The organism is Bhargavaea massiliensis (genome assembly GCF_050480245.1).
Classification (GTDB): Bacteria; Bacillota; Bacilli; order Bacillales; family Anoxybacillaceae; genus Anoxybacillus.
The window spans coordinates 1-22,939 of record NZ_JBCNEQ010000063.1 but is presented as its reverse complement, the minus strand read 5'-3'; the positions used below and the strand labels follow the sequence as shown (position 1 = coordinate 22,939).

The window sequence follows — 22,939 nt, the reverse complement described above, 5'->3', positions numbered from 1 at the left end:
ATAATGATAATAATTATCATAATTGTTGTCAATAAAAAACGCTAGAGAATCACTCTCTAGCGTTTTTGAACGGAAGAACTCATATGCTTCCGTTTGACAGAACGACACATCTCCTTCACAATAGCCGGGATGACATGCTTAAGATAAGCTGTAAATTTAATAAACGATTGTCCTGTCGTTCTTACTTGATATACAATCGGTACTTCTTTTAACCGAAATCCTTTCCGCACTAGGTTTAACGTCAATACTTGTGCATAGTTGTAGTCATGAATAATTTCTGCTTCTTCCATCGCTTGTCGCGAAAATGCTCGCATACCTGATTGACCGTCGTAAATCCATGTTTTTAATAAAAGCGATTGAAGTAACGTAAACATATAGTTTCCAATTCGCCGATGCCACTTCATTCCCCGAATCGTTCCTAAAAAACGCGACCCCATCGTATAGTCGGCTTCTCCATGTAAAATAGGCATAATAAGGTCAGGAATTTGCTCGGGTGGATATTCGTTATCCGCATCAATCATCACACCGATATCCGCACCAAGTTCGACGCATTGTTGTAAGCCGGTACGTACAGCTGCGCCTAGCCCTCGATTTTGTTCGTGTCGGTAAATAAAATCCGCTCCCGCTCGTTTCGCTACATCTACTGTACGATCTGTTGACCCATCGTCAACGACAAGCACATACACATCGATATTCGGTTGAATGTGTCTTGGAATGCGGCGAATCACATCCCCAATCGCCCCTTCTTCATTATGTGCAGGTAAAAAGACAATTACTTTCATCGTTTTCCCTCTTTCTTTAGCGCTTCAACTAACACAGGGCCACGGCTATGGCTCGGATATGGCGCCCCTAACAAATAAGCGATCGTTGGGGCGAGAGAAACGAGACTATGTTTATCATCTACACGCTTCCCTTTTTCGATCATTGGGCCGTACATGAAAAATGGGACATACCGTTCTCCTTCATCTAAATGACCGTGTCCGCCAATTCCATCTGCTTGTCCATGATCTGCACAAACGATTAACGTCGTATTTTCCATTTTTCCTTGTTCATGCAACCATTCGACAAATTGTTGAATCAATTGATCCACCTCTTCAATTTTTTGCACATACTCATCATAGTGTACACCACGGCTATGACCCGTTTGGTCCGTTCCAATAAATTGAACGACAAATAAATGTAAATCTTGTTCGGTCATGATTTGTTTCGCACGCTCCATAATGTTACGATCTGCGACATCGTTATGCATGACAGCTGTAACCGTTTCGACATCATTTCCTAGGGAATCGACAAGATGAGCGATGCCGAGCACTTTTCCTTTTTTTTCTACTTTTCGGAGCGAATCAAAAATACTTTCAACACGAATGCCGAGCTTCCATACCATATTCGAGCGAATGCCATGCTCAAACGGGTACGTCCCCGTAAGCATCGATGTAAAGCAAACGACCGTTCGTGCCGGATATACCGTTTCCATTTGCGTAAAATCTGTTCCATTCGCACGAAGTGATTTCAAAAACGGAGCGTTTGCTTGCTCGAAACGATCTTTCCTCATTCCATCAACAACGAGCACAATGACGCGATCACTCAACGGTTGATCATTTGGAGGCACGTTGTCCGTATAACGTTCAATCACTTTCGGTTTCCAATCAAATAAATAACGGTGCAAAATAAACGACCATACAAAAACAAAGGCGTAAAAAGCAATAAATGGCGGAACATGTATGTCATGTTGTACTCCATATTCCCATATAGAAAGAAGAAGCAATACTTTTGGCAATTGTTCCTGTGCATTCCCACTTGTTGAATCACTATTTTTCAATACAAGTTTCCAAAAACGAGTAAAATTCAACCACGTTGTTCTAATACGTAAATGATAGTATAATGTTCCCCAAAAGAAAACGGTGAAAAAGAAATAAAGACTAACAGCAAGCAAAAGTAAACCTGTCGGAACAAACGACCAAATCATTAGGAACACAACGTACGGAACCCATAAATAGTTACGTAAAAATAACGGATAGTCATATACGTAGTACAATACAAAAAGCGGGATAGTAAACAGTAAGCTATTCCATAACTGCTTTCCTTCTTCAAAAGTGATACCATCAAACAAATGAAAAAGAACCATCGTTCCCATAACAAAAATCGGAGTAAACGGCTTTCCTTCATTTAATAAGTTCCAACACCTTGCCGCTACTTTTTCAAACTTCGATGCTTTTTTCATGCTACGTCCCCCTTTCGAACGAATGTCCATAGCGTCGGGATGCGCCACCATACGTATAGCCCAACGACATAAGAAAATAAAAATTTAAATAAATGAGTCGCCAATGCAAGAGCATATGCTTGTTCCCAATGAGAATGGACGCGCGTTAACGCAAACGCCATAACTGCCTCATATGTCGCTACTCCTCCTGGCGTCATTTGAAATACTTGTCCACCAACCGCCATACTATTTACCCACAACGCTTCGGAAAACGACAGAGGAAAAGCGACCATTTTCGCCATTTCAAACAAAACGACCGCTTCACATATCCAACTAAAAACAATAGCAACAACAATCAACACAAAACGACGGCTTTTCCATATCATGTTCCAATGTTGTTTATGTTTTTGTAACCATGACAAATCGATGCGTCGAAGGAGGAAAAACAAAAAAACAATACCACCAAAAATGAGGGGGAAAATCATGGCGGAACGGATAATCATATGCATGTAAACAATTGCTCCTAAAAAAGCAAAGAAAAATAACACGATCAAATCTAAAAGGCGCAATACAATGACCGACTCGGCAACAATCGAAAATGGAATGCGATTTTGTTTTGCACATATGCCAACGCGAGCGACATCGCCGATTTTAATTGGAAATATATGATTTATGAATAAACTAGCAAATAACCCATCGATACACGTTTGGAAACGGGCTTGCGGCAAATACCATTTCCACGCCATAGCACGTAACACAAAAGCAAAACTATACATGACAACCATATAACCCGTATGCCACGGTTGTGAAACAAGCTTGTGCATCAGATCAAACAACAGTTGGGCATCAAAATGGTGAATCGTCATCCATATAAACGCTACAATACATATGAGGCTAATGAGTCGCATCAAAATCTTTATTTGTTTATTTTTCATATTGCTTCGCCCATTCAATCGTCTTTGCTAATCCTTCCCGCAACGATACGCGCGGCTCGTACCCGATTTTTTCTTTCGCTTTTGTAATATCAGCCCATGTAGCGACAACATCGCCAAGGCGAGGCGGTTCGTAATGAACGCGCATATGCGGAAAATGATTGCGCAACTCCGCAAGCAATTGCTTCATCGTCACAGGTTGACCAGCCCCTAGGTTAAAAACATCACTTTCGCCTTTTCGTTCTATTGCTTGAATCATTCCAGCAACAATGTCATCAATGTACGTATAATCGCGTGCTGTATGATCACCGTAAACGGTAATCGGCTCATCACGTAACAATTTGCGAATAAATTTACTAATCGCCATATCCGGACGTCCCCACGGCCCATATACTGTAAAATATCGAAAAATTGTCATCGTATAGCCATATATGTGCGCATATGCGTGGCAAAACGATTCGGCACTATATTTCGCCGCTGCATACGGAGAAATGACTTGACCGGTTGCCATTTCTTCTTTTAATGGCCGAAACGCTCGATTGCCGTATACGGAAGAAGAAGAAGCAAATAACACATGTTGAACTTCCGCTTCTCCTGCTGCTTGTAATACATTGACGGTTGCTTTCACATCGTAATCAATATATGCTAATGGCCTCGATAACGATGGCTGCACGCCTGGTAGCGCGGCTAAATGGAATACAATATCTGGTCGATGATGGAAGAAAATTTGTTTCAACGAATCCAATTGTAAAATGTCTACATTGTAAAAATGAAAAAAGCCAACATTCTCTATTTGTTGGAGCTGACGTTGTTTTCTTGAAATGGAATAGTAAGAATGAAAATTATCGATTACAATCAGCTCATGTCCAAGTTCAAGCAATTTTTTCCCTAAATGACTACCGATAAAACCTGCTCCACCTGTGATACATACTTTCGCCATCCGTTCGACTCCTTCACCTTTCATGCCCTACTATTGTATCACAACAAAAAAGCCGCGTGTTATGCGCGGCTTTTTTATTGAATGATCACACTTACAGCATCAAGCACAGCTTTGCTATGTTGGGCAGCTTCTTCTTTTTTGTTTTCCGCAATCGCGTTATACCATTTTTCTGCTGTCGCAAACACGTCTGCTGCTTTTTGCTCGCCCAATTTTGCTTTCACATCTAATTCAATTGCCTTTAAGAACATGTTTCCTTCTAACGCTTTTACTTTCGCTTCAACAACGTTATTCTCATCTAACTGCGCCGGTGCTTTTTCATGATAGTCTTTCATTTTACCAAACAACGCTTTAACATATAGTGCGCTTACTTCTGCTGCTTTCATGTTTTTATAATCGTTATTTAATGATAAAATTTCATCTAAACGTGCTGTCGCAGCTTCATCACCTTCAGCCAAAGAACCTTTAATCGCTTGGAAAAAGCCCCATGCTTCTGCTTGTTGTCCTTTTAGCTCATCTTCTGCCTTACCTTCTTTCACACCGGCTTCAATTTTTTCAGCATATGATTTAGACGCTAAATAGTAGCTGCGATAGATCGATTTATCTGTCAACTGAATGTACACTTTAAAATCATCTACGTTATTCGCTTTTAACGCTTCTTCTTGCGCTGCTAAACCAGCGTTAATGCTTTGTTCGAGGCTAGATTCTCCCGTTAATTGATAATATTCATCACGTTTCATTGCCGTTGGAACAAAAATTTCCGCTGCAAGCAATTTAATTTGTTCAAACAGTGCTGTCGCTTTTTGTTGATCACCAGCTTCAAGCGCCGCTACAACATCTTTTTGTAACTTCTTTTGCAATTGATAAAAATACGATTGCGTCACTTTATCAACAATTTGACGTGCTGGATGAACGTTTAATTCTCCGCTTTTTCCGCCTTGAATCGCTGCTTCAATCGTTTGAGCAAATGTACCATCTAGTTCATTAATTGGCTTTTGTAATTGCTCTGTATATGTTTTTTCTACGATGCTCCAATCCACAGGTTGTCCTTCTTTCGCTTTTTCTGTTTCTGTTTTGATTGCTTTATAAGCATCAATAAATGCTTGAACGTTTACCTCTTCCACTTGTTCAGTTTCAGCCGATTGCTGCTCTTCTTGTTTTTCTTCTACTTTTGTTTCTTCCTTCTTCTCTGTCGTTTCTGTTTTCTCCGCATTTCCGCAACCAGCCAGCACGCCACCTGCTAATAAAAACATGGCAAACACAGCTTTTAATTGGCGTTTTCTCATTTCGTATGTATCCCCCTTTTTTGATAACGATTATCATTAACTGTTATCATTATAGTAGAGAACGATTTTCAGTGTCAATATAAAATTTCAAAAAAATACCTCGGATGTCTCCGAGGCATGTCGATTATAGATGTTTGCTTAAAAGACCAACAAGCGATTCTTTCGGTTGGAAGCCAACAGTCTTGTCGACTACTTCTCCATTTTTGAACACGAATAGTGTTGGGATGCTCATCACACCGTATTTTCCAGCTGTTTCTGGGTTATCATCTACGTTGACTTTTACTACTTTCACTTTGCCAGCAAGCTCACGATCTACTTCCTCCAATACAGGTGCAATCATTTTGCAAGGTCCGCACCAAGGTGCCCAGAAATCAACGAGCACAACACCATCTTTTACTTCATTCACAAATGTTTGGTCTGTTGCATTTACAATAGCCATGTTTCATTCCTCCTTAAATATTTCCGTTCCATGCACATAGTATACCATTGAACGTATTCACTACGCCAATCTTTTGCTTCGCTTCTACTATTTCCTTGTCTCCAAAAAATATGCTGAAAAGAAAAGGCAAAGCATCATGCTCTGCCTTATGAATGTACTTTTAATTTTTTAAATTCTTCGATTAAAAGTGGAACGACTTCAAACAAGTCACCAACAATACCGTAATCCGCTACTTTGAAAATATTCGCTTCAGGGTCTTTATTAATCGCCACAATTACTTTTGAGTTAGACATGCCTGCTAAATGTTGAATCGCACCTGAAATGCCGCACGCAATATATAAGTCTGGCGTAACGACTTTTCCTGTTTGACCAATTTGAAGCGAGTAGTCGCAATATCCTGCATCGCATGCTCCGCGCGATGCTCCAACCGCACCGCCAAGCACTTGAGCTAATTGTTTCAGCGGCTCAAATCCTTCCGCACTTTTTACGCCGCGACCGCCGGCAACGATCACTTTCGCTTCAGATAAATCGACGCCTTCCGCTGTTTTTCTCACAATATCACGAACGATTGTGCGTAAGTCTTTAATGTCTACTTGCACATCGACAACCGCACCTGTGCGACTTTCATCTTTTTCAAGTGAAGCGATATTGTTCGGACGAACAGTCACAAACATAAGACCGTCTGTCACGATTTTCTTTTCAAACGCTTTACCAGAATAAATCGGTCTTGTAAAGACGATATTTCCACCTGTTGCTTCAACAGCGACAACATCAGACACAAGACCAGACTGCCATTTCGCAGCAAGTTTTGGCGATAAGTCTTTTCCGAGCGCTGTATGCCCAAAGACGATTCCTTCTGGTTTCTCTTGCTCGACAACAGCTTGCAATGCTTGGGCATAACCGTCTGGCGTATACGTCGCCAATTTTTCGTGTTCAACAACAATCACTCGATCCGCACCGTAAGCAATCAGCTCAGGAGCTAATGAGCGAACGCTCGCTCCGACAACGACAGCGACAACTTCTCCGCCTTCAGCGATCGTTTTTGCAGCGGAAATTGCTTCAAATGATACGTTACGCAATGCACCGTCACGCACTTCTGCTAATGTTAATACTTTTCTTGCCATGCTCCCCATCCCCCTATTAAATGACTTTTGCTTCCGTATGAAGAAGTGAAACGAGTTCTTTTACTTGATCGGCAATATCTCCTTGCAAAATTTTTCCCGCTTCTTTTTTCGGTGGTAAAAAGATTTCAATCGTTTTCGTTTTTGCTTCTACGTCCTCTTCCTCCAAATCTAAATCATCAAGCTCTAGTTCTTCTAACGGTTTCTTTTTCGCTTTCATAATGCCCGGCAATGACGGATAACGCGGCTCATTTAACCCTTGTTGTGCTGTTACTAATAATGGTAAAGATGTTTCAATAACTTCCTCGTCACCTTCAACATCGCGCACAACTTTCACGTTTGTTCCGTCAATTTCTAATTTCGTAATTGTCGTGACATAAGGAATACCTAGCAATTCAGCAACGCGTGGTCCAACTTGTCCAGACCCGCCGTCAATCGCTACATTTCCAGCTAAAATTAAATCAGCTTCTTTATCTTTTAAATATTCCGCAAGCACTTTTGCCGTTGTATATTGGTCACGATTTTCTACATCATCTTCAATGTTAATGAGCACGGCTTTATCTGCCCCCATGGCAAGCGCTGTACGAAGCTCTTTTTCTGCATCTTCGTTCCCAATTGTAACAACTGTCACTTCGCCACCGTGCTGATCGCGCACTTGAATCGCTTCTTCAATCGCATATTCATCGTATGGGTTGATGATGAATTCGGCTCCTTCTTCGCTTACTTTTCCGTTTTGAATGACGATTTTTTCTTCCGTATCAAATGTACGCTTCATTAATACGAAAATGTTCATGCTTCTCTCCCCCTTTTATTTTCCTTGAAACTGTGGTGTCCGTTTTTCGATAAATGCTGAAATGCCTTCTTTCGCATCTTCCGTTACAAAGACTTTTCCAAACAGTTGCGCCTCTTTTTCAACGCATTCATGGAACGTTTTTGTGCGAGCTTCATTAACTAGTTTCAATACCGCTTGAACAGAAATCGGGCTCTTTTGAGCAATTTTTTGTGCAAGTTGCTTCGCTGTATCAAGCAATTGTTCTTCTGGGACGGCTTTGTTTGCTAGTCCCCATTGAACAGCTTCTGTACCTGTGATCGGTTCGCTTGTCCACATCATTTCTAGCGCTTTTGCCATACCGACATGACGCAATAAGCGTTGTGTTCCTGCAAATCCCGGAATGATGCCGAGCTGCAATTCTGGTAGGCCAAGTTTGGCGTTTTCCGCTACGATGCGCAGATGGCAACTCATAGCTAACTCGAGTCCTCCGCCAAGTGCAGCACCGTGAATCGCGGCAATAATCGGTTTCGGAAACTGTTCAATTTTCTCCATCACTTGTTGTCCAGCTCGAGCAAGCTCCGCTGCTTGTTCGCTCGCCTCAATCGCTGTAAACTCTTTAATATCGGCACCAGCTGAGAAAAATCTTCCTTCTCCGTGAAGAACGATGACACGTACTTGTTCGTCTTCTTTTAATGCATCAAGTCGTTCTGAAAGCTCTTTCAAAACAGAAGATGCTAAAGCGTTTGCTGGTGGCCGGTGAAGTGCTAAAATCGCCACATACCCCTCTTGTTGAACGGAAAACATGTTCCCCCTCCTTCGTGTATATCGGAAGGTTGTCGTGTTTACACACAACAACCTTTCGTTAACAATTGATGAACCGGTTTCGCTAATGCAACGAGATCATATTTTTGCTCATTCATGACCCATGTTGTCACCATTTCGTCAATCGTTCCAAAAATCATTTGACGAGTGAGACGCACATCTAAATCTGAACGAAATTCCCCTTTGTCAATTCCTTCTTGCACAATGCGATCGATAACTTTTAAGTATCTTTTCAAAATTTCATTAATTTTCAGACGTAACGATTTATTCGATTGGCGAAGTTCCAATTGGGTCACGATCGCTAAATGCGAATCCGCCGCTAACATTTGAAAATGTTTTTGAATCAACAAAAATAACTTCTCCGACGGACTTGAAATTCCTTCTATTTCTTCTTCAATTTTTTCGATGAAGTAGCCCATTTTTTCTTGAAACAATGAAATTAAAATATCCTCTTTATTTTTAAAATACAAATAGATCGTCCCATCCGCTACACCGGCTTGTTTCGCAATTTTCGATACTTGCGCTTGATGGTAGCCGTTTTCAGCAATGACAATCACAGCTGCATCAATAATTTGTTTAAACTTCGGTTTGTCGCGTTTCAACTTTGCATTCTCCCTTTCAAAAATATGAATGAATAATCATTCATATTTTTATTTTAAAGAGAGGCCAAAAGCGTGTCAAGAAAAAAACAATCGCCGCTCATTTTTGTTTTTCTTTTTCTTCTTCCACAAGCGCACGGCGCAATATTTTACCAACTGCTGTTTTTGGCAATTCTTTTCTAAATTCATAAATGCGCGGCACTTTATAAGCAGCTAATTTACTTCTCATAAATTGGTCAAGTTCTTCTTCTGTACACTGTTCTCCTTCTTTAAGCACAATAAACGCTTTCACCGTCTCACCACGATAAACATCTGGTATACCAATGACGACTGCTTCTTGCACTTTCGGATGCTCATACAACACTTCTTCTACTTCGCGTGGATATACGTTATAACCGCTTGCGATAATCATATCTTTTTTTCGGTCGACGACAAAGAAATAACCTTCTTCATTCATATAACCTAGATCGCCTGTATATAACCAACCGCCACGAAGTGTCGCTGCTGTTTCTTCTGGTCGGTTCCAATATCCTTTCATTACTTGTGGACCACGTACAACGATTTCACCAATTTCATTTATGTTTGCTTTCTCTCCCGTTTCTAACGAGACGATCATCGCCTCTGTGTCTGGCCAAGGCACACCGATACTTCCTTTGATTCGTTTTCCGTCCCAAATAAAGTTGGAATGCGTCACAGGGGATGCTTCGGTTAAGCCGTAACCTTCAATAATCTTCCCACCTGTTACTGTTTCAAATTGTTCTTGCACTTCAACTGGAAGCGGAGCTGAACCGCTAATACATAATTTAATTGACGATAAATCATATTTTTTTAAATTCGGGTGGTTGAGCAGCGCAATATAAATCGTTGGAGCGCCTGGAAATAGCGTTGGTCGTTGTTTTTCAATTGTTTTTAACGTCGTTTCGACATCAAACTTCGGCAATAAAATCATTTTATATCTTTCCATAATGGATAAGTTCATGACAGCCGTCATCCCGTATACGTGGAAAAACGGAAGTACACCAAGAATCGATTCATTCCCGCGTTCACATTTATACATCCATTTCGTGCACATAAACGTGTTTGCTGTTAAGTTGTAATGTGTTAACATAGCAGCTTTTGGAAATCCGGTCGTTCCGCCAGTATATTGAAGAAGCGCAACGTCTTCTATCGGATCCACATCCGTCTCTTTCACTTTCCCACTCGCAAGCGATAAGGCTTTTGTGAATAAGTGGCAATCTCCCTCATGTTTGACGCGTACAATCATCCCTGTTTGTTTCTTTTGTACAAATGGATATAACACATTTTTCGGAAATGGCAAGTAATCTTTTATGCTTGTAATAATGATATGCTCTATTTTTGTATACGCTTTCAATTTTATGATTCTTGGATAAAGTAAATCGAGGGCAATAATGACTTTCGCACCGCTATCATTTAACTGATATTCTAACTCTCGCTCCGTATATAACGGGTTCGTTTGAACAACGATGCCACCAGCAAATAAAACAGCGTAGTAGCTAATGACCGCTTGTGGACAATTCGGCAACATGATCGATACGCGATCGCCTTTTTCTAAATCGAGCTGTTGCAAATACGATGCTAACTTCAGCGCTTGCTCATATACTTCCTTATATGTCAGCTCCTTTCCTAAAAAATGAATCGCAGTTTTGTGCGGAAACTGCTCCGCTGCTTCTTGCAAAAATTGTTGCAACGGCTTGCGCGGATAATCAATGGAATGAGGAACTTGTTGAGGATATAACGCTAGCCATGGCTTCTCCATATCGTTTCCCCCTTTGTTATAAGATTATTTATATTTTATAATATTTTCAGAAATTTTTGTATTAAAAAATAAAAAAGGTGCCTGCAGACACCCTTTTATGCAAAAAACGTGAGATATATGACACCAATAAGCAAAAATACACCGCACAATACGAATAATACTCTCGCTAGTGTTTCCATTTCTTTCTCCTCTCACCTTATACTTGCTCCGATAACAAACGACAAACCGATCGAAATAACCATAGAAATAAACCCTACCGCTCGATTATCGTTAGCAATTTCGTCATCAATATTAAACTTCGGCGTTAAAAACTCATAAATAAAATAACCAATTAACAATAAAACAAAACCGTAAACTCCCCAGCCGATCATCGTGAAAAGCGAATCGTGATGATCGATCGCGTAGCGAAAAATGTTGGCGATCCCAAATATTTTTCCCCCTGTCGCCATCGCTACAGCCATATTTCCTTTTTTAATTTCTTCCCAATTTTTATATTTCGTCACAAGTTCAAAAATCGCTAAAAATAAAACTAAACATAAAATCACCACGCTAAAATTAGCCGCAATATAAATGATCTCATTTTCCCAAAAAGCGCCCATAGTTCCTCCTGTCATTTTAATTCGACAATGGTGACGCCTGTACCCCCTTCAGTCGCTTCACCAAAACGAATGCTTTTTACTGAACGATGGTTTTGTAAATATTGTTGCACCCCTTTTCGAAGCGCACCTGTCCCTTTTCCGTGAATGATCGAAACGCGCGGATACCCTGCCAATACTGCATCATCAATATACTTTTCAACGCGAAGCAACGCATCTTCATATCGTTCGCCGCGCAAATCTAATTCTAGTGGAACGTGATAGTCGCGTCCTTTTACGGTCGCAATTGGCTTTGTTTCAATCGGTGCTGGGCTGCTTACATACTGTAAGTTTTCTTCGTGCACTTTCATTTTTAAAATGCCGATTTGCACAAGCCATTCTTTGTCTGATACTTTCTCGATAAGCTGTCCTTTTTGATTGAGATGAACGACTTTCACTTCATCACCCGGATGTAAAGGCTGTTTTGTCTGCTGCGCTCGCTTTTTCTTTTTCGTATTGATTTGCGGTATTGCTTCTTCCAGTTTTTTTCGTGCTTCAATCAACTCGTGCTCTTTAATGGCAGCCGCTTGTTGTTTTTGCATATCGCGCAAATGTTGAATGACTTCGTCCGCTGTTTTCATCGCTTTTTTTACAATTTCTTCAGCTTGCTCTTTCGCTTTTTCCAACAAGCGATCGCGCTGTTCATTCAGCTCGTTCCACTGCCTTTCTAGTTCATTTCTCAATTGCTCTGCTTCGTGGCGGAGCCGCTCAGCCTTCTCCCATTCTTCTTCCGCGCGCTTTTTACTTTGTTCTAATGAAGCAATCATATTTTCAACTTCATTGCTTTCAGCACTAATATACGTACGGGCACGCGCAATAATATGCTCGTCTAATCCGAGGCGACGAGAAATATCAAGCGCATTGCTTCGTCCTGGAATACCGATCAATAGTTTATACGTTGGACTTAACGTTTCGATGTCAAATTCGACACTTGCATTCATGACGCCACGACGATTGTATCCGTACGCTTTTAATTCCGGATAATGCGTCGTTGCTACAACTCGCGCACCGCGATTGTGCACTTCATCTAAAATGGCAATCGCTAACGCTGCACCTTCTTGTGGATCCGTTCCTGCTCCAAGCTCATCAAATAAAACAAGGCTATGCTCGTCCACTTGTTTTAAAATGTCAACAATATTTACCATATGAGACGAGAACGTACTTAAACTTTGTTCAATTGACTGTTCATCGCCAATGTCGGCATATACCGCGCGAAATACTGCTAATTGCGATCCGTCTAACGCAGGCACTTGCAACCCTGCTTGAGCCATGACAGTCAACAAACCAATCGTTTTTAAAGTGACTGTTTTTCCCCCTGTATTCGGTCCTGTGATCACCATCGTCGTATAGTCGCTGCCTAACTCAATATCGTTTGGAACGACTTGATCGGCTGCAATAAGCGGATGTCGGGCTTGAATGAGCCGAATATATCCGCGCTCATTCATCTTCGGTTTTGTTGCTTTAATCGCTTTTGCGTATTTCGCCTTTGCAAACAAAAAGTCAAGCTGAGCAAGCAACTCGACGTTCTCAATAATTGTTGTCGCCTGCTCACCCACGGAGGCAGATAATTCGCTTAAAATACGTTCAATTTCTTGTTTTTCTTTCACACGCAATTGCTGCAGTTCGTTGTTCAATTCCACTACCGATTGTGGCTCGATAAATAACGTAGCCCCAGATGAAGACTGATCGTGTACAATGCCACCATACGTATGGCGATATTCCTGTTTCACTGGGATGACGTACCGATCGTTACGAATCGTAATGATTGCATCTGACAATGTTTTTTGCGCTGATGATGAACGAATAATACTCTCTAACTTATCGCGCACTCGTCCTTCAATCGTGCGCAGCTGATGGCGGAGCGAACGAAGCCGATCGCTCGCTCCATCAAGCACATCTCCGCTTTCATCAATGCAGCGATATATACGTTGTTCAAGTTCAGGCAAAGGAACGATTTGCGCCGCATATGCGATCATGTGCGGAAGATCTGCCTCTGTCGCTTCTAAAAATTTTTTCAGTTGTCTTGCTGCTCGCATCGTACTTGCGATATCAAGCAGTTCATGTGGACTGAGCGTTCCTCCGATGCTTGCACGTTTCGTTTGCATCCGTACGTCAAATATACCACCAAGTGGGACGTGACCACGTAAGCGAAGAACCGTTGCTGCTTCGTCCGTTTCTTCTTGCCAGCGCACCACTTCTTCTACATGTGATGATGGCATAAGCGCTACGACTTTTTCTTTTCCTAACGAGGAAGATACATATTCCGCAAGCTGTGCTTTCACCTTATCAAACTCAAGAATGTGTAATGTTTTTGCGTGCACTAAGTAACCCTCCAGCTGTTTATTTTCGCAAAAAAGAGATAAGTTGTTCGATATCCCATGTATTGATGACCGTTTCTTTTCGAATCCAACCTTTTCGAGCAAACGCCACTCCAAGCTCCATATCATCAAGCATACGAACGTTGTGCGCGTCTGTATTAATCGCTATTTTCACACCAAGCTGCTGTGCTTTTTGTAAATAAGTGTACGTTAAATCGAGACGATGTGGGTTGGCATTTAGCTCTAGCACCGTATTTGTTTCTTTCGCAAGCTGCAACAATTCGTCTATATTTACAGCGTATCCGCTTCGCTCCCCAATTAATCTTCCTGTCGGATGAGCGATCATATGAACGTATGGATTCATAAGTGCTTCTTTTAGACGTTTCATAATCGCTTCTTCTGGTTGTGAAAAAGCAGAATGAATCGACGCAATGACAAAATCGACCGTTTGTAATACATCATCTGGAAAATCTAACGTTCCATCTGGTAAAATATCCATCTCAATGCCAGATAAAATGACAAAGTCATCATATTGTTCGTTCAAGCGAGCAATTTCTTCTTGTTGGCGTTTTAGTCGTTCAACGGTTAATCCATTTGCTACTTTTAAAAACTGCGAATGATCGGTAATCGCGATGTAGCGATATCCTTTTTTTCGACATGCTTCCGCCATTTGTTGAATCGAAAACGCCCCATCGCTCCATGTCGTATGCATATGCAAGTCTCCGCGTATATCAGATAAAGTGAGGAGCGGTGTCCCGTCATATGCATCGACTTCTTTTCCACTTTCACGCAGCTCTGGCGGAATAAACGGCAAACGAAAGTAAGCAAAAAATTGTTCTTCCGTTTCAAACGTTTTCACTTCACCTGTTTGCACGTTTTCTACGCCATACTCGCTAATTTTTTCCCCCCGCTCCTTCGCTAACTGGCGCATGCGAACGTTATGGTCTTTTGAACCGGTAAAATGATGGAGCGTTGTGGCAAAATGTTCAGGAGAAACGAGGCGAAAATCAACGTTGACAATATAATCGTATTGCAATTGCAACGATACTTTCGTTTCACCGTTTGCCACAACGTCATACATATGCTCAAGTTGCAACAACTGCTTTCGAACGAGCGCATCGTCTGTTGTTGCAATAATAAAATCTAAATCTTTCACCGTCTCACATACGCGGCGCAAACTGCCCGCCCGTGAAAACTGAATAATGCCAGCGAAGTTTTCTAGCTGACGCTCGATGTCGGAAGCAACTTCCAACATAAACGCAATCGGCAACCGCTCAGGGCGTGCATTCATGTGGGCAAGTGCAGCTAAAATATTTTCTTCTGTTTTCGCACCGAAGCCGCTTAATTGTCGCACACGTTGAGCTAAACATGCTTCTTTTAATGTTTCTATATCGGTCACGCCTAGCTCATGATACAGTTTGGCAATTTTTTTGCCGCCAAGTCCCGGCAATTTTAAAAGTGGAAATAGCCCTGCTGGAATTTCTTTTTTTAACTGTTCAAGCACATCACTCGTTCCTGTCTGCAACCATTGCTGTAAAACGGCAGCTGTTCCTTTTCCGATGCCAGCAATGGACGTAAAATCATCAATGTCGGTCAAGGCACGTTCATCACGCTCTAGCGCTGAAGCTGCTTTACGAAAGGCGGATACTTTAAAAGGATTTTCTCCTTTAATTTCCATATACAAAGCGATTGTTTCAAGCAAACGAATCGCTTCTTTTTTATTTTTTTCCATGTCATTCCCTTCCTTTCGACGAAAAAACTTCTCTCAAACGGAGAAGTTTTTAAGCCATATATTGCACAAGCATATGTTTTACGAAATTTGATAAAATCGGTGTGTGTTTGACGATGAAACTAGCAATGAATGAGTTGTGAAGCGGTTGTTGAATTGCAGAAACAGGAACAAGTGCACTCACGTATAAAAGCACAAATAAAAGCAAATACACTTCCATAAATCCAAGCGCTCCACCTGCCCAGCGGTTGACGCTTTTTAAAAGCGGCAACTGAGCAACGAAATCTAACATTGAGCCGATCATTTGCATCACAATTTTTGCAACAAAAAATAAAACAGCAAATGCAATCGCACGGTAGTATGCTTCATCTAAATTTGTGCTTTCAATGAGCAATTTCACCGTTTCGCCATCACCAAAACTCGGATATGGCACCCATAATCTTAGTCTTGGTGCTAGTTGATCATAATAGTTATATGCAACGATAAACGCGATAAAAAAACCTGTCATATGAATAAATTGCAAAATAAATCCTCGTTTCAATCCAATCATCAGTCCCATAAGAAGGATGAAACAAATAAGCAAATCAATCATCGCTGTCATCATCCTTTTCTTTATTCATTTTTCGCAAAAGGCGTTCGTATTCATCTTTGAGTTTCATATATTCATGAACGATATTTACAGCCGTTAATACAGCAAGTTTACTCGTATCAAGCGTCGGATTTTTCGCGCTAATTTCACGCATTTTGTCATCGACAATTGACGCAACGAGACGAATGTGACTTGAACTTTCTGTTCCGACGATTGAATATTGTTGTCCGTATATATCTACTGTAATGCGCGTTTTTTGCTGCTCCTTCAAACCGTTTCCCCCATTCATCCGATCTCCCGTTTCGGCAAAATTCTACCTTTTATCTTAACATGATTTGTAGATCCATGAAAAGATATACGAAAAGAAGAGCGGGCATCGACACCCGCTCTTACTTCATAAATGGCCACCAATTCGCCCGTCCAAACGTTTTCACCATCACCGGAATGAATAATGGCAAAACGACAAGCGCATATAAGAAAAGGCCTGTTAAAATAATCGTCGCAATTTGCAAGAGTGATAGCACACCCGATGGATACATCGCCGCAAACGTTCCTCCTAAAATGATGGCAGCAGAAATGATGACTGTTCCCATATGACGCATCGCTTCAAGCATCGCTTCTTGCACCGTTTTGTCACGGTATTCGTTAAAGCGGTCCATTAAGAAAATGCTATAGTCAATGCCAAGTGCCATTAAAATGACGAACGCAAAAAACGGAACCGCCCAGTTTATTCCTTCATATCCAAGCATATTCACAAACACAAGTTCAGTAAATGCCATCGACGTATAATACGTTAAAATAAGCGATAACATTAAGTACGCCGGCATAATAAACGAACGAAGAAGAACAATTAAAATGATCGCAATCCCTGCAAGCATAAATATAGATGTTCGAGCATAATCAGCGGCAGAAATGTCGCGCAAATCGGAATAAATGCTCGTCACGCCTCCAACGCCTACTTTCGCATGCTCAAGTTTTGTGCCATTCACCGCCCGACCAATCGCTTCTTTCACTTCTGCGATTTTTTTCATCGTTGTTGTTTCATACGGGTTGGATGAAAAGACAACATCGAACGTCACGACTTTTCCGTCTTTCGACATATATGCTTCCTTCGCTTGCGCAAATTCCTCGCTCGTCAACAATTGTGGCGGCATATACCATCCTGTCATTTCTTCGTCTGGTGCATTCGCTAAGTCAGAAACGTACTGTTTTGCGGACTGTAATCCATTTTCCACTTGTCGCAATCCATCGACGCTTTGATTTAGTCCTGAAATGAGTTGATCCATTTGACCATTGAGTTGCGAAAAACCTGTAAGCAATTGCTGTTGTCCGTCGTTTACTTTCGCTAGCCCATTTGTCACTTCTGGCAATCGTTGAACAATTTGCCCTTGACCATCCGCTGCTTGCTCTAATCCAGAACGAAGCTTTCCAAGTCCAGAGATCACTTCATCCATGCCAGTCACGAGCGCTTGCTGTCCGTTTGTTACTGTCGCAAACGATTCATTTGCTTGTTGTAAACCATATTGAACATTTTGCAACGCGTTGTTCACTTGAATAAACGCATCAGATAACATGTTCATTTGCGCGCTCATCTGTTGAACGGCTTGCTTCACATGTGCATACTCCGCATCTTCGCGCAAACTCGTATGACGTTCTTCTATGCGGTTGAGCGACTGAGAAAGAGTTGGTAGCTGTTCCGAGATGGCACGTAATCCACCTTCAATTTGTTCATATCGTTCACTTAATTGACGCAGTCCACCGGTTGCTTGCTCATATCCTTTTCGCAATTCATCCGCTCCATCATGCAGCTTTTTCATATTCGTTTGTATCGTTTGCAATCCTTTTTCAAGATCAGCAGCTCCGATCGCTCCGCTTCGCACCCCATCTTCGAGCTGCTTCAATGCTTGTTGTAAATCAGTCATTCCCGTTTTCAATTTTGACGTTCCGTTGACGAGCTCGTGAATACCACCTGTCGCCTGAGCTAACTTCGGAGCGGACTTCGCCATTTCGCTGCTCGCTTCACTTAAACCGGAACGAATTTGCCCGATGCCGTCCGCCCCTTTTCCAAGTCCATCTTTTAACTGTTCCGCTTGCTTTGTCACAAACAATTGATCGATCGGCTCTCCAAGCGGGCGAGTTACTGAACGAACGGCTTCCACGCCATCAATATTTGCCACTTCGCGACTAATTTTTTCAATCAAGTAGTAATATTGTTCATCATCCATCGCTTCGTCATTTTTCATGACGATTTTCGTCGGCATCGCTTCCCCTTCACTAAAGTGGGCTGAAATGATGTTAAATGCTTTAACAGACGCGTAACGATCCCCTATTTCCGCCATCGAATTAAAAGAAAGTTTGCCATCGTACGTCAATAAAATCGGCAATGTGATGATCGCGACAATTGCAAGCGCCCATAGCGGACGAGCGAAAGAAAAACGACCTGCCACATCCCATAATTTGCTCGGTTTATGTTCAAGAGCTCCTTTCATCGGCCAAAACAGCTTTTCACCAAGTGTAGCCATAAAAAACGGCACAAGCGTAACAAGGGCAACAAGTAACACAACGACACCGACCGCTACGGCTGATGCAGACTGATACAGTTTAAACGTCGATAAGCCGATGGACGCAAATCCGATCATGACCGCCAATCCGCTGAAAATAACCGTCTTTCCAGCCGTCTTATACGTCGCGATAATCGCTTCAGTTCGATCTTCCCGCTTCGCTAACTCTTCTTTAAAGCGACTAAGCAATAAAATGCAATAGTCTGTGCCAATTCCGAATAAAACGGCAACTAAAAACGTTTGTGTAAACGTAGAAAGTGGAAAATCAACACGATCAACAAGAAAAGCAACAATCGCTTGCGACACGATATACGTCAATCCAACCGTCAGCAACGGCACAAACGGAGCAACGAGCGAACGGAACACAAGAAATAAAACAATTAAAATAAACACGACCGTAATGCCTTCCGTTTTTTTCAATCCTTCTTGTGAACTTTGCACGACATCTTCATCAATCATCCAACTACCTGTGTAATAGTGCGGCACATCAATATGCTCGATCGCCTCATAAAGGGCTGTGCTTATTTCTTTTGCGGTGCGTTTGTTTCGTTCTAATTGAAGCGAAATGAGTACCGTTGTTTCATCTTTTGAAACGAGCTTTTCTTTGAGCGAGCTGTCATCAAGCGGCGAAACGATTTGTATTAAACCGAGCGATTCTTTTTTCGCTTGCAGCTGCTCTACAGCTTTCTCTATTTCTTTCCAATCCTTCTCTTGTAATCTCTCTTTGCGATGAAAGACGAGGACGGCACTCATTTCTCCTTCCTTATTTTCTTGCTTTTGCACTTCTTTTAATAACTCGCTTGCAAGCGAAGACGAATAGCCGTCTGGGACGGTAATTTGCCCTTTTTCACGCACAAGTTGTGCCATATTCGGAGCAGTCATAACGAGCACGACAGCGGCGACAACCCACGCGAGTAAAACGACCCATTTTCCGCGAATAATCGTTTTCATTTTTTCTCCTCCATTTCTTGTAAAATCTTCGCTAGTTTCTCATACGTTTGAATAAACAGTTCAATTTCTTCATGTGAAAGCTTTGTCATAATTGTTTCAACAAGTTGATATACTTTTCGTTCTGTTTCAACAAGCCATTCCTTCCCTCTTTCCGTAAGCGAAAGCGCAATAATACGACGATCATCTTCATCTTTGCCACGTGCAATCATTCCTTTTTCAACAAGACGATTCGTCATCGCGGTAATCGCGCTTTTATTCACCGCAAACACGTCCGCTAATTCCGTCGATGTACACACCCCTCGTTTACATATGTACCGCAATACATAATATTGATCGTGCGTAATATCGTCTAATTCACACTTCATCAACGCAGCCCCTCGTTTATGAACAAGAAATGAAACGGATAAATAACGCTCAATAAATTGTTGTATGCTTCGCTCCACCGATCAATACCTCCTATCGAAATAGTTCAATTATTTAACTATTTAACAATATAACGATAAAATACGGAATGGTCAATGATGAAGTGATGTGTGATATAATGATGAAAAAAGCGAGGGAGATACGATGAATCCAGAATCATCCAAACTGTATACGTATGCTGACTATATTCAATGGGACGGGCGTTGGGAGCTCATTGACGGGAAAGCTTACAACATGAGTCCTTCTCCAACATGGGAGCATCAATTTGCTGTCATGGAACTATCGTTTGCGTTTCGTTCGCATTTTCAAAATAAAAATTGCTACGTTGCCATAGCTCCGTTTGATGTTCGTCTCTCCGAAAGCGACGACTACACGCATGCAAAACATGTCGTACAACCAGATATTTCCGTCATTTGCAATCGAAACAATTTAACACCAAACGGCTGTTTAGGCGCACCAACACTCATTGTCGAAGTTCTTTCTCCATCTACAGCTTTAAAAGACCGAAATGAAAAATTTAAGCTATACGAGCAGTTTAACGTGCAAGAGTATTGGATTGTTGATCCCGTATATAAAACGGTTGAAGTATTTGGATTGGGAGATGGTTTTTTCAAAAAAAGAGAGGCGTTTGGAGAAAATGACACAATTACATCTTTCCTATTTACGGATTTTTCTCTCGAGTCGAAGCGATTATTTTTTCAATAAAAAAGGCAGCCAATAACCGCATAGCAAGCGGATTGGGCAGCCTTTTTCTTTTTATCATTTAAGCCGCGATAGCGCGCTTTTGGAACATCCACCATGTCACCGCATTAAAAACAGAATGAGCTTTAAAAATTTGATAACCAATATTTTCAGTTCGTGTCTTTCTTTCTTTTCATGAATAAAAGAATTATGAGGAAGCCAAGCAAAATAAGTGTAATCCATAAGGAAATGGAATAAGCCTTTTTAAATAGTTGAATAGTCCACGCTGGTGCCCAAGCATCCTCCCCTAGTAGCCAATATGCGACCACATTTGAAATTCCAATACCCTCTGTATTTGGCTTCAGCGATTGATAATAATTGAGTGCTAAACTAATACTGCAAACTACGGATACGAAAAAAAGTGCAGTAATTGTGATAAAGAGTGTTTTAGATAAATCTTTTGTTCTTTTATGGAACAAATGAGTAAAAACTAAAAGAGTAAGTAGCAAAATATAATAAAAATAAAGTTCTGGATTGAACATCATTTCACTCCTAATTTTTTAAAATTATACTCTTGTTGTTAGTGGGGCAAGAAGCTTATCGGATTTGGATTGCTCGTTATCGATGTTCCGTATGCCACAAGACGATAACCGTGCTCCTGACACTCTTTTTCCTTTATTACCAATTTTAAGAAATAAGTTCTGGAATAGTGTGCTAATTTACAAAGTAGTGAAGATTGTTCAAATACAAAACCTTATTTTTTATCATCCTTCGTTACTTTTGAAAGTTTAAAAATACCAACTAACAGACAAATCATACTTCCTGCCCATAATGCTCCTGATTCACCTAAAAGAAGGGAAATTTCTTCTGACGCCATCGGATGATTAATGTCAAAAGAAATGGCTTTTAATGCCAAGTATACTGCAATAGAGAACGATACAAAATGTACGAAAATCCAAAGAAATGCTGCTCTTTGTGTGGTATTCCTTCTCCAAAGAAAAATTAGTGTAATCATTGCAATGAGCATTATTGTGGAAAAAACACCAATTAACATGTTCATCACTTCTTCTTCCATAGGAAGATGCTGGTGCATGTGGAGAACACCTCACATAATAGATAAATTAATTCGTAGTGCTAGTTGAGAACTAGCACTACGAATATTATGCATTGTTCCCTCCATACCCGTCAAATTTAGTGTTAAGGGTCGTTGTGTCCATACGCAATGTTTGTGATCATTAGCTGAAGAAAAAGAATACCACATGTTTTAGGCATGCCAAATAACCCTCTTGGAGAGGGTTATTTGGCGTTTTTATGAATCTTATCGGGGCGTGACAGGCACGCTGCACAAGCGCCGCCAAGAGCTGCACTTGTCTATTCTAACCAAGGAATCGAGTCCATGTCGCCTTTTTGGTTTGGCTGTAAATTTATGTTAGCTAATTTGCTCACCTACAGTAGAGAAAAAAAGAATGCTGACAAAAATATTAAACCGATCGAAAATATGACTAATATTCCTTTTATAATGTTTACTGGCAACATTCTTAGGATTATATTTAAAAAATACATTATAACAACTTTATTAAAAGATTCTGGAGTGGGATCATTTATATATTCGTTCTGTTTATGAATCTCGTTATTTAAGTGCTTTATTGTCCAATAAAGAAGAGCTATCCCCGATAACAGCACCATACTTGCCGCAAATAAGATAAACATAACAACTCCTTTATATAATTAAAGTATTTTACTTTAATTTCTTTAAAAAACCTAGATATCCTTTAGCCTTATTCCAAATAGCGTTAACTAGTCCAGACCATGTGATAGGGTCTCCCCCTGCTGCTTGCAATAATATATATTCTTTTGCCGCATATGTGACATCCCAGGCAAACTGACCTGCTTTAGCTATTTGAGACTTGGTCATATAACTAGTTCCTGAATCCGTGATGGATTGACATCGACTTTGACTTTTTTGCTGGTTTTATGGATGCGTGATCCACCATTCCCTTTTTATGTTTAAAACAGATGTCATCTTCACTCTCAGAAATGAAATAAATATCTTTTTTAGGTATATCAACCAAAGAAAAAACAAAAAAGGACAGAGGGTTAGGATGAGCACAGAATTGCGAACAATCGTTCGTTATGCTCCTTCTCCCCATTTTATGTAAATGTTCAG

Annotated in this window: 23 protein-coding genes; 1 reads left to right on the top strand and 22 read right to left on the bottom strand. The window is 41.0% G+C overall.

Annotated features, from left to right (window positions below; all coding sequences use genetic code 11):
- Positions 1-56 precede the first annotated feature (56 nt).
- The 18 genes from ABEV15_RS11615 to ABEV15_RS11530 all read right to left on the bottom strand — a co-directional run bounded on the left by ABEV15_RS11615 (position 57) and on the right by ABEV15_RS11530 (position 20,111).
- Positions 57-782, bottom strand: a complete 726-nt coding sequence (locus ABEV15_RS11615) for a glycosyltransferase family 2 protein (RefSeq protein ID WP_064221043.1) — start codon at positions 780-782, stop codon at positions 57-59.
- The gene (locus tag ABEV15_RS11610) at positions 779-2,221 is read right to left on the bottom strand and encodes an alkaline phosphatase family protein (protein ID WP_498853294.1); all 1,443 of its coding nucleotides are present in this window, start codon (positions 2,219-2,221) and stop codon (positions 779-781) included. Before ABEV15_RS11610 ends, ABEV15_RS11615 begins: the two co-directional genes overlap by 4 nt.
- Positions 2,218-3,135, bottom strand: coding sequence for a lysylphosphatidylglycerol synthase transmembrane domain-containing protein (locus tag ABEV15_RS11605; RefSeq protein ID WP_498853293.1), 918 nt, complete (start codon positions 3,133-3,135; stop codon positions 2,218-2,220). Before ABEV15_RS11605 ends, ABEV15_RS11610 begins: the two co-directional genes overlap by 4 nt.
- Positions 3,125-4,072 (bottom strand): NAD-dependent epimerase/dehydratase family protein, encoded by a 948-nt coding sequence (locus ABEV15_RS11600; protein ID WP_498853292.1) that lies wholly within the window; start codon positions 4,070-4,072, stop codon positions 3,125-3,127. The genes ABEV15_RS11605 and ABEV15_RS11600 overlap by 11 nt, the downstream gene beginning before the upstream one ends.
- Positions 4,073-4,146: 74 nt before the next feature.
- Positions 4,147-5,355 carry a hypothetical protein gene (locus ABEV15_RS11595; RefSeq protein WP_498853291.1) on the bottom strand — a complete coding sequence of 403 codons (1,209 nt, stop codon included), beginning with the start codon at positions 5,353-5,355 and terminating at the stop codon, positions 4,147-4,149.
- Between the two features lie 124 nt (positions 5,356-5,479).
- Complete coding sequence (trxA, locus tag ABEV15_RS11590; protein WP_339173131.1) at positions 5,480-5,794, bottom strand: thioredoxin; 315 nt, start codon at positions 5,792-5,794, stop codon at positions 5,480-5,482.
- Between the two features lie 146 nt (positions 5,795-5,940).
- Positions 5,941-6,918 carry an electron transfer flavoprotein subunit alpha/FixB family protein gene (locus ABEV15_RS11585; RefSeq protein ID WP_429632273.1) on the bottom strand — a complete coding sequence of 326 codons (978 nt, stop codon included), beginning with the start codon at positions 6,916-6,918 and terminating at the stop codon, positions 5,941-5,943.
- A 16-nt stretch (positions 6,919-6,934) separates the two neighbouring features.
- Positions 6,935-7,708, bottom strand: a complete 774-nt coding sequence (locus tag ABEV15_RS11580; RefSeq protein WP_004889143.1) for an electron transfer flavoprotein subunit beta/FixA family protein — start codon at positions 7,706-7,708, stop codon at positions 6,935-6,937.
- Between the two features lie 15 nt (positions 7,709-7,723).
- Positions 7,724-8,491 carry an enoyl-CoA hydratase gene (locus ABEV15_RS11575; protein ID WP_429632271.1) on the bottom strand — a complete coding sequence of 256 codons (768 nt, stop codon included), beginning with the start codon at positions 8,489-8,491 and terminating at the stop codon, positions 7,724-7,726.
- A gap of 38 nt (positions 8,492-8,529) precedes the next feature.
- On the bottom strand, positions 8,530-9,111 hold the full coding sequence (gene fadR / locus ABEV15_RS11570; RefSeq protein ID WP_498853290.1) for a fatty acid metabolism transcriptional regulator FadR: 582 nt from the start codon (positions 9,109-9,111) through the stop codon (positions 8,530-8,532).
- Positions 9,112-9,208: 97 nt separating this feature from the next.
- On the bottom strand, positions 9,209-10,885 hold the full coding sequence (locus tag ABEV15_RS11565; RefSeq protein ID WP_498853289.1) for an AMP-binding protein: 1,677 nt from the start codon (positions 10,883-10,885) through the stop codon (positions 9,209-9,211).
- Positions 10,886-11,076: 191 nt separating this feature from the next.
- Complete coding sequence (locus ABEV15_RS11560) at positions 11,077-11,484, bottom strand: DUF350 domain-containing protein (RefSeq protein ID WP_498853288.1); 408 nt, start codon at positions 11,482-11,484, stop codon at positions 11,077-11,079.
- Positions 11,485-11,495: 11 nt separating this feature from the next.
- On the bottom strand, positions 11,496-13,841 hold the full coding sequence (locus ABEV15_RS11555; RefSeq protein WP_498853287.1) for an endonuclease MutS2: 2,346 nt from the start codon (positions 13,839-13,841) through the stop codon (positions 11,496-11,498).
- A 19-nt stretch (positions 13,842-13,860) separates the two neighbouring features.
- Complete coding sequence (gene polX, locus ABEV15_RS11550) at positions 13,861-15,570, bottom strand: DNA polymerase/3'-5' exonuclease PolX (protein WP_498853286.1); 1,710 nt, start codon at positions 15,568-15,570, stop codon at positions 13,861-13,863.
- A 49-nt stretch (positions 15,571-15,619) separates the two neighbouring features.
- A complete protein-coding gene (locus tag ABEV15_RS11545; RefSeq protein ID WP_498853285.1) occupies positions 15,620-16,159 on the bottom strand; it encodes a CvpA family protein in 540 nt (179 codons plus the stop codon).
- Positions 16,152-16,427, bottom strand: a complete 276-nt coding sequence (gene zapA / locus ABEV15_RS11540; RefSeq protein WP_498853284.1) for a cell division protein ZapA — start codon at positions 16,425-16,427, stop codon at positions 16,152-16,154. Before zapA ends, ABEV15_RS11545 begins: the two co-directional genes overlap by 8 nt.
- A 118-nt stretch (positions 16,428-16,545) precedes the next feature.
- Positions 16,546-19,668, bottom strand: a complete 3,123-nt coding sequence (locus ABEV15_RS11535) for an efflux RND transporter permease subunit (RefSeq protein WP_498853283.1) — start codon at positions 19,666-19,668, stop codon at positions 16,546-16,548.
- Positions 19,665-20,111: a MarR family winged helix-turn-helix transcriptional regulator gene (locus ABEV15_RS11530; RefSeq protein ID WP_498853282.1), complete on the bottom strand. Its 447-nt coding sequence runs from the start codon at positions 20,109-20,111 to the stop codon at positions 19,665-19,667. The genes ABEV15_RS11535 and ABEV15_RS11530 overlap by 4 nt, the downstream gene beginning before the upstream one ends.
- A 124-nt stretch (positions 20,112-20,235) precedes the next feature.
- On the opposite strand from ABEV15_RS11530, the gene ABEV15_RS11525 reads away from it, so the two are divergent.
- Positions 20,236-20,796, top strand: a complete 561-nt coding sequence (locus tag ABEV15_RS11525) for a Uma2 family endonuclease (RefSeq protein ID WP_498853281.1) — start codon at positions 20,236-20,238, stop codon at positions 20,794-20,796.
- Between the two features lie 146 nt (positions 20,797-20,942).
- Here the strand turns inward: ABEV15_RS11525 and ABEV15_RS11520 are convergent, their stop codons facing one another.
- The 4 genes from ABEV15_RS11520 to ABEV15_RS11505 form a co-directional block, all read right to left on the bottom strand.
- On the bottom strand, positions 20,943-21,314 hold the full coding sequence (locus tag ABEV15_RS11520; RefSeq protein WP_498853280.1) for a hypothetical protein: 372 nt from the start codon (positions 21,312-21,314) through the stop codon (positions 20,943-20,945).
- A gap of 212 nt (positions 21,315-21,526) precedes the next feature.
- Entirely contained in the window at positions 21,527-21,865 is a 339-nt protein-coding gene (locus tag ABEV15_RS11515; protein ID WP_498853279.1) for a hypothetical protein, read from the bottom strand.
- A 645-nt stretch (positions 21,866-22,510) separates the two neighbouring features.
- Positions 22,511-22,687: a hypothetical protein gene (locus ABEV15_RS11510; protein ID WP_158225559.1), complete on the bottom strand. Its 177-nt coding sequence runs from the start codon at positions 22,685-22,687 to the stop codon at positions 22,511-22,513.
- A gap of 4 nt (positions 22,688-22,691) precedes the next feature.
- On the bottom strand, positions 22,692-22,939 hold a 248-nt coding region (locus tag ABEV15_RS11505; protein ID WP_498853278.1), incomplete at its 5' end, for a hypothetical protein.